The 7,570-nt window shown below is 63.3% G+C and carries 6 protein-coding genes; 2 read left to right on the top strand and 4 right to left on the bottom strand.

The window, feature by feature from the left end; genetic code table 11:
- Positions 1–469: SDR family NAD(P)-dependent oxidoreductase (locus Q0O40_RS14565; protein ID WP_295531419.1), on the bottom strand; the 469-nt coding region annotated here is incomplete at its 3' end.
- A 160-nt stretch (positions 470–629) separates the two neighbouring features.
- Between Q0O40_RS14565 and Q0O40_RS14560 the strand changes: the two genes are divergently transcribed.
- Positions 630–1,394, top strand: coding sequence for a LuxR C-terminal-related transcriptional regulator (locus Q0O40_RS14560; RefSeq protein ID WP_295531416.1), 765 nt, complete (start codon positions 630–632; stop codon positions 1,392–1,394).
- Here Q0O40_RS14560 and Q0O40_RS14555 read toward each other — a convergent pair.
- From Q0O40_RS14555 to Q0O40_RS14545, 3 genes are all read right to left on the bottom strand, one after another.
- Positions 1,373–2,287, bottom strand: a complete 915-nt coding sequence (locus Q0O40_RS14555) for an ROK family protein (RefSeq protein WP_295531413.1) — start codon at positions 2,285–2,287, stop codon at positions 1,373–1,375. The genes Q0O40_RS14560 and Q0O40_RS14555 overlap by 22 nt on opposite strands.
- Positions 2,284–3,396: a glycoside hydrolase family 68 protein gene (locus Q0O40_RS14550; protein WP_295531410.1), complete on the bottom strand. Its 1,113-nt coding sequence runs from the start codon at positions 3,394–3,396 to the stop codon at positions 2,284–2,286. The genes Q0O40_RS14555 and Q0O40_RS14550 overlap by 4 nt, the downstream gene beginning before the upstream one ends.
- Positions 3,397–3,466: 70 nt before the next feature.
- Positions 3,467–5,920 (bottom strand): TonB-dependent receptor, encoded by a 2,454-nt coding sequence (locus Q0O40_RS14545; protein WP_295531407.1) that lies wholly within the window; start codon positions 5,918–5,920, stop codon positions 3,467–3,469.
- Positions 5,921–6,121: 201 nt separating this feature from the next.
- On the opposite strand from Q0O40_RS14545, the gene Q0O40_RS14540 reads away from it, so the two are divergent.
- Positions 6,122–7,402, top strand: coding sequence for an MFS transporter (locus tag Q0O40_RS14540; RefSeq protein WP_295531422.1), 1,281 nt, complete (start codon positions 6,122–6,124; stop codon positions 7,400–7,402).
- Positions 7,403–7,570: the final 168 nt, after the last annotated feature.

The following is a 7,570-nucleotide window of genomic DNA, read 5'->3' as shown; positions in this document are numbered from 1 at the left end:
GAAACTCGCCGCCGCACGCTGCCATCATCGGCACAAAATGCTTGGTGCCAAGGAACACGCCGTCGACATTGATCGACATGATCCGCTTCCACTTGTCGAAATCGATGGCCTCCACTGGCCCCGTCAGATCGGTGCCGGCGTTGTTGACCAGGATATGGCATTTGCCGTGCCGTTCCTTCACCAGATCGCGCGCACGCTCCCACGCCGCTTCTTCGGCCACATTGGCGGCGATATAGCTCGCGGCCTGCCCCAGCCGCTCCATCACCGAGCCCACCAGCGCGCTATCGATGGCGTCGAGATCGGACAGGACAACTTCCGCGCCCTCGGCCAGAAACCGTTCAACGGTGGCCAGGCCAATGCCGCGCAGGCCCCCCGAGACGAAGGCCACCCGCCCCTGAAGCCGCTTCGAGCCCAGATCGATCATCGCGCCGGAAGCGGACGCATTCACTGCATCAGTTGCGTGGTCCATGAATTCTCCCATGTCGTTTTATCGGGCATGAAGTGACCTGTCTTAATCGCGTGCGCAACCTATGCTTTACGCAAGGTGACGTGGCGGGCTTTGTGGCTGTCACTTGTTTGTTCACGGGCCGGAGCGTAAGGCTTGCGCCAATGAACGGGAGAGAGAGAGCGTGTTCTCGGTCGAAACCATCGACTTGGTCCGGATCGCCGGACCACACGATGTGCGCAGGGCGGCAGAGGCATTTCATGCCATCGCGCTGGCCGAGGGCGTGCGGGCAGCGCCCGCGCACGACATTGCCGACAAGCGCACGCCTTGCGATCTGGAGGGCAATGTTCTGGCGCTCGATGTGTTTGGCTGGACCGACGAGAGGGCGTGGTGGCGCAACACCCGCATCGCCCTCAATTCGCCGCTCACTTCGGCCTGCCGGTTTGAGTCCGAACCGTTCTGGGTCAGCGCCAAGGGATTCCACACGCGCCAGCCGAACAATTACCTGAAGTCGATCGATCTCACCAATTTTGAAAGCCGGGCAATGACCAAGGCGGCGATCGTGGTGCCGGTCCATCTTCCGTTCGGCCAGATCGGCGCGGTCAGCTTCAATCCGCTCGATCCGGCGATGACTGATCTTGGCGATATGTTTCTGCGGCTGGGCGACGCGTTCGGCGTCTATTCGCGCACATTCATCGCCAGCTATGTCCATGCGATGGGCACCATGCAGGCTCTGCCCCCGGGATCGCGGCTCTCAAAGCGCGAGGTTGAATGTCTGCGCTGGGCGGCCATCGGCAAGACCGATCTGGAAATCAGCCTGATCATGAGCCGCAGCCGCGCCACTGTGCGCTTTCACATTCACAACGCTTCGACCAAGCTCAACGCCGTGAACCGCAGTCAGACGCTCTTCAAAGCGTCGCAGCTTGGCTATATCTCGCTCAATTCCTGAGGCAGGGATTGGGCCAGCGCGAGCGCGCCGAAAACCCCGGCTTCCGCGCCCAGCCCGGCAGGCACGATCACCCGTTCAAGGTCCGCCACCGTCTGGCCGGGGAGGTATGCATTGAGGGCTTCTGCCGCCGCCTTGCGCACACGGACAAGCAGGTGAGACTGGCCGTAGCCAACCCCGCCGCCAAGCACGATCCGGTGCGGGGAGAGCGTCAGAATCAGCATCTGCATCAGTTCGGCAAGCTCGTGGGCGACATTATCCCACACCGGATCAGTCGGCGCGATGGTTTCAGCCGGGCGGCCCGCCCGGAGCGCAATCGCGGGGCCAGAGGCGAGGCCTTCCAGACAATCGCCGTGCACCGGACAGGAGCCCGCGAAGGCATCGCCGACCGCGCGCCGCACGCGGATATGGCCGATCTCGGGATGCACCGCGCCGTGGAGCGGCTTGCCGCCGATCACCACGCCGCCGCCGATGCCGGTGCCGATGGTCAGATAGACATGCACCCCGCAACCAACCGATGCGCCCCACAGGCCCTCGGCCAGCGCCGCGCCGGCAACGTCGGTATCAAAACAAACCGGAACGCCGAGCTGGCCGCTCAATGCCCTGACTACATCGACGCCTGCCCAGCCGGGCTTGGGTGTGTTCAGAATTTTGCCAAAGTCAGCGCTGTGACAATCAAGGCAAAGCGGGCCGAAGCTGGCGATGCCCAGCGCGTCAAAACCATGCTCAGCCTTCGCCGCAATCAGCCAGTCCGCGACGGCGTTGAGCGTCGCTGCTGCATCTTTGCCCGTCGGCCATTGCGCCTGCGCCAGAATGTCGCGGCCTTGCGCCACCACCGCGATGCACTTTGTGCCGCCGAGTTCGACCCCGGCACAGCGCTGCGGCCCAGCAGTCAAACCAGCACCGCCAGGTCGCCGTCCAGCGCCAGTTGCAACGGCTGCGCCGGGGTGCCGCCGAAGTGGCGGCGTGCGATCACGGGATCGGCCGGTTCGGCGGGCAAGCCCGGCCGGTCGACGAAAGCAATCACGCTCAGATCGTTCAGCACGAGCCAGCTATAGGCCTGAACCGGGCTGGCAGCAGGGTTTGCAAAGACCAGCCCCGACCCATTGAGGGGCCGCCACGGACCTGCCATTTGATCTGCCACCATGCCATACAACCCGTTGGGACCACGCGGCCCATCGCTAGCAAACACTTTTGCCTGCGTCGACCAGAAGCAATAGTAGCGCCCGCCCCGGAAAATCGTATGCGGACGCTCAAGCTCGTTGTTGAGGCCGTCTGCGGTGATCAGCGGATCGGCCAGCGCCCATTGCCCCTGCGCGCGCCGGGCAATGCCAACCGCGCCATTCCATGCCGAAACAGACCGCGCCAGCGATCCGGCAAAGACAAGGTATTCCTGCCCATCGGCTGGATCTTGAAACCATGCCGGATCGCGAAACGCCTTGATCGTTCCGATCGCGCCGCCGCCGCTCATGTCGCTTTGATAAACAAGCCCGTCGGCCGCAACGGATTCGACCGGGATTGACCAAGGGCCAAGCTGCGGCGCGCCATCCACGATGCGCAGGGGCGCTGCCGTTTCGAACAGGCGCTGCTCGAACGACAGGACCGGTTCGCCCCGCCGGCCCGCCACCGTGAAGTAAAGCGTGATGCGGGAATGGTCCGCGTCAATAATCGCAGAGCCTGACCATTCGCGGCTGCCGGGCGAAAAGCCATCGGGAAAGAGATGGCCAAGATCGCGCCAGCCGCTCGCGGTCTGGTGCATCAGCCGGATGCGGGCGATGCCATGGCGCGCATCGGGATCATCCAGCACCGGCGCGGCGAGCAGCATCTGCAGCGCGCCGCCCGCGATCGTCGCGGTCGAGCCATCGCGCTCCTGCACCGGCCAGTAGTCCCACAGATCGAACCCCGGAAGAACGCGGTGGACAGCGGATAGCTCGATCAAGGGCGCGAACGGGATCGGGGCGGCCGCGATGCGGGCGATCGCTTCGCGTGTCCAAAGACTTGTCATATTGGCAACCTTGACCGGCACGCAGGGCGCAGCCCCGGGAACACGTCCGTGTTCCCGGGGCTGCTGATCATCAGAAGTCGAGCTTGAGCGTCGCGGAAACCGTCCGTCCGTTGATCGAACGCGCGCGGACGATGCCATTGCCGGGGATCGAACCTTCTTCGGCTTCGGTATATCCGGCGGTGTCAAACAGGTTGTTGGCGTTGACCGAAACCTGCACCCGCTCCAGCGGACGCACCGCCAGAAAGGCATTGACCTGCGTGAAGCCGGGCAGCTTCAACTGGTTGCTGTCCTGCGCGTAGCTCGATGTCGTGCCGATGGCGCTGGCGCCCACGCTGAACATGCCGGAATTGTATTCCGGCGCGACCCGCCAGATGAACTCGGCCTGCCGGCGCGGACGATTGCCCACGACAGCGGCTGTGTTCGAGGCAACGATCTTCGCGTTGGTATATGTACCGTTGGCCGTCAGGCTGAACTCGCCAACGCGGTAGCTGCCTTCCAGTTCTAGGCCGAATGCGCGGTAGGTATTCGCGAACGAACGCTGCGTGGTTGCCTCGTAGCTCTGTTCCTGCGTTCGGGCATAGAAGGCGGTGCCATAGAGCGAAAGCCCGCGCGACTGATACTTCACGCCCGCCTCGGCCTGCTGAACAAAGTCGACCGGCCGCGCGCCTGCGAGCAGCGCGCCCGACGTCGGGCTGGTGTTGCCGCCGAACACGAAACGATCGGCATTGGCGCGGCCGCCGCGGCTGTAGCGAGCAAAGGCCGCAAGATCGGATGACAGCTTGTAGTTCACGCCCGCAGAATACGACAGGTAGCCGTAGTTGTAGTTGACCGGACGGGTCACACCCAGCGGGATAACCGTTGTCTTGGTTTCGGGCACCGAGATCGTGCCATCGCCATTGACATCGGTCACGACCACCGGACCATCGCCCGTCACGAAACCGCGCGCCCGGCCAAAGTCATAGCGCAAGCTGCCGTCGAGCGTCAGTTCGCCGCTGCTGTAGCTCACCGAGGCGAACGGCGCGTTGGTATCGAAATCGAGGTTGTACGAACGGCGGCAGCAATTGCCGAAGAACGACGCGCCATAAGCCACCAGCCCGTTGTCCGTCTGCGAAACGCCGCCGGCATTGGCGACATTGATCAGCGCCGCGTTATCGCCGCGCGCTTCAAGCAGATAGGACGACCAGGTCCAGTCCATGTCGATCTTCTGGCGTGACTTGTAGTAACCCAGCGAGACGTCGAGCTTGCCGCCGCCCATGTCGAAGCTGCGGCTGAGGCGCAGATCGTTGGTCACGTTGTCGAGGCTGTTGAGCTTGGTGTTGAACAGCACGATGCCGATGGCGTTGGTCGTGGCGGGGTTGGCGATGACCTGACCCGCATTCGGGACATTGGCATACGTCGCGACCGAGCCCGCGCCGCCGATGCCGTTGGCCAGATTCTGCACTGTATCCGCCGTGGCCGGGAACGGCGAATTGAACCGCCCGCTGATGCTCGCATAGCGGAACTTGTTGTTCACCGTCCAACCGTCGGCGATCTCGAACTGCCCTTCAAAGCCGATGGCTTTCACAAGCGGATGCATGCCGTCGCGAATATCGCTCACTTCCCGGTTGTTGCGCCCGTCCAGCGTCACCGCTTGCGTGAAATTGATCGAATGGATCGTATCGTTGTTGGGGCTGAGGCCCGGCAGGGCTTCGTACTTCGGGTTGGCGTTGGTGCCGGTTACGCGCACCGGGCTGGGCAGATAGGCAATTGCGCGGTCGTCGAGGAACTTGAAGTTGACCCGGAAGAAGCCCCGGTCGAACGTCTTGGTGATGTTGCCCTTGATCTGGCCGCCCTTGTTGCCGTCATAGCCGGCGCGGCGCGGACCCTCACCCACGCGGTAAAAACCGCCGACGTTGAAGGTCAGTGTGTCGGAGAGATGCCCGCCATAATTGGCATCGATGCGATACTCGCCGTAATCAAGGCCGAGCGTGCCCATGATCGTGCCGCCATCGACCGTGCCGGTCTTGGAAATGGTGTTGATCACGCCGCCGGGCGAATTGGAGGCAAACGTCGATGCCGAGCCGCCGCGCACCGCTTCCACGCGCGCCACAGTGGAATCGACACGCAGGAAAATGTCGGCGTTGCCAAAGGCGATGTCGCCGAACTCCAGGATCGGCAGGCCGTCTTCCTGAAGCTGGAGAAACTTGGCACCGCCGGTCGAGATCGGAATGCCGCGCGATTGAATATTGGCATTGCCTTCACCGCCCGACGATTCAGAGCGAATGCCCGGCAGGCTGCGGAAAAGCTCGGCGGCCGAGCGCGGCGCGGCGGCGGCGATGGCATCAGCATTGATCGCGCTCACCGAAATCGATGTGCCCAGCTTGTTCTGGCCGCGCGCCACGGCGGTAACGACGATCTCTTCATTCGGCGCGGCATCGGCCTGCGCTGCGGTGTCGCTTGCTTCAGGTGCGGCGGTTTGCGCAAACACGGGCGCTGCAAACACGAGCGCGCCGGATGCCAACAAAATGGTGCGGAATGTAGTCATGATGCTCTCCCTACGATGGCCGATTCGCGGCTCTCGGGCAAACTACTAAGCTTTGCGCAAACGATTGCAACCACAATTTGCAAACCTTTGCACAATCCTTTATCAGTCTTGCATGGCAGCGCGAGTCTGCCCGGTGGGAGACCAGACGTGATCAGCAACCAGGGTGCCAAGCCGCGTCTTGCGCTCGCCACTATCCTGCAGATGAACCTTGGCTTCCTCGGGCTGCAGTTCAGCTTCGGCCTGCAGCAAAGCAACATGGGGCCGATCTACAGCTATCTCGGCGCGGATGAAGGCGCGATGCCGCTGCTTTGGTTGGCGGGGCCGATGACCGGCCTCATCATCCAGCCGCTGATCGGATCGATGAGCGACCGCACCCGCTCGCGCCTTGGCCGCCGCACGCCCTATTTCCTTATCGGCGCAATCCTGTGCAGCCTGTGCCTGCTCGCGATGCCTTACAGCCGCACATTGTGGATGGCGGCCAGCTTGCTGTGGGTGCTCGATGCGGCCAACAATGTCACGATGGAGCCCTACCGCGCCTATGTCAGCGACCGGCTCGGCCCCGACCAGCGCCCGCTCGGCTTCCTCACGCAAAGCGCGTTCACCGGCCTTGCCCAGACGCTGTCCTATCTCGCGCCCACCTTGCTCGTGTGGTGGGGCATCGATCAGAACCTGATCGACGCCAATGGCATTCCCGAAATCACCCGGATCAGCTTCGTGATCGGCGCGTTCCTCTCGATCACCACCATCGTCTGGTCCGTCTGGCGCGTGCCCGAGCTTCCGCTCACCCCGGAAGAAGACGCGGCCATTTCCGCCGATCCGCTGTCGCTGCGCTCCACCATCAGCGGCCTGATCGAGGCCATTCGCGACATGCCGACTGCGATGCGGCAACTGGCGGTCGCCATGCTGTTCCAGTGGTTCGGCATGTTCTGCTATTGGCAATATGTCGTCCTGGTGCTCGCGCGCAATGTCTTCAACACCAGCGATCCGGCCACCGCCGGTTTCCGCGACGCCAGCCTGCTCAATGGCCAGCTTGGCGCATTCTACAACGCCATCGCCTGCGTCTCGGCCTTCGCGATGATCCCGCTTGCCCGGCGCTTTGGCGCGCAGCCGATCCACGCGGCGGCGATGGCCGGATCGGGCGCGGCGATGCTCACGATCGCCTCAACCGGCTCGGTCCCGCTGCTGATCGCGGCCATGATCGGCATCGGCATCGGCTGGGGCAGCCTGATGGGCAATCCCTACTTGATGCTCGCCAATGCCATCCCGCCAGAACGCACCGGCGTCTACATGGGCATCTTCAACATGTTCATCGTCATCCCGATGATGATCGAGATCCTGTTCGTCTGGCTGGCCTACCGCCCGCTGCTGGGCGGCGACCCCCGCCATGTGCTGATGCTGGGCGGCGCGATGATGGCAGCGGCGGCGGTCGCGACGATGCTGGTCCGCGCGCCGAAGGTGCAGCCTGGGGTTGTTGCGATCTAAAGCTGAGGCAATTTCCTCTTTTACAAACGCGACGCAGATCGATGGCTGCTTTCGCCCCACTTGCGGACGTTCCAGATCCCTGCTCAAACTTTTGCATGAGCCTTTCAGCATCAAACGCGGAGATCTTTTTTGCCGAAGTCACCGAGGGCGGATCGGTTTGGGCGATCC

The organism is Novosphingobium sp. Chol11, from assembly GCF_945870625.1.
In the GTDB taxonomy this organism is placed as follows: Bacteria; Pseudomonadota; Alphaproteobacteria; order Sphingomonadales; family Sphingomonadaceae; genus Novosphingobium.
The sequence above is the reverse complement of the archived record's forward strand: the minus strand, read 5'-3'. Positions and strand labels throughout refer to the sequence as shown.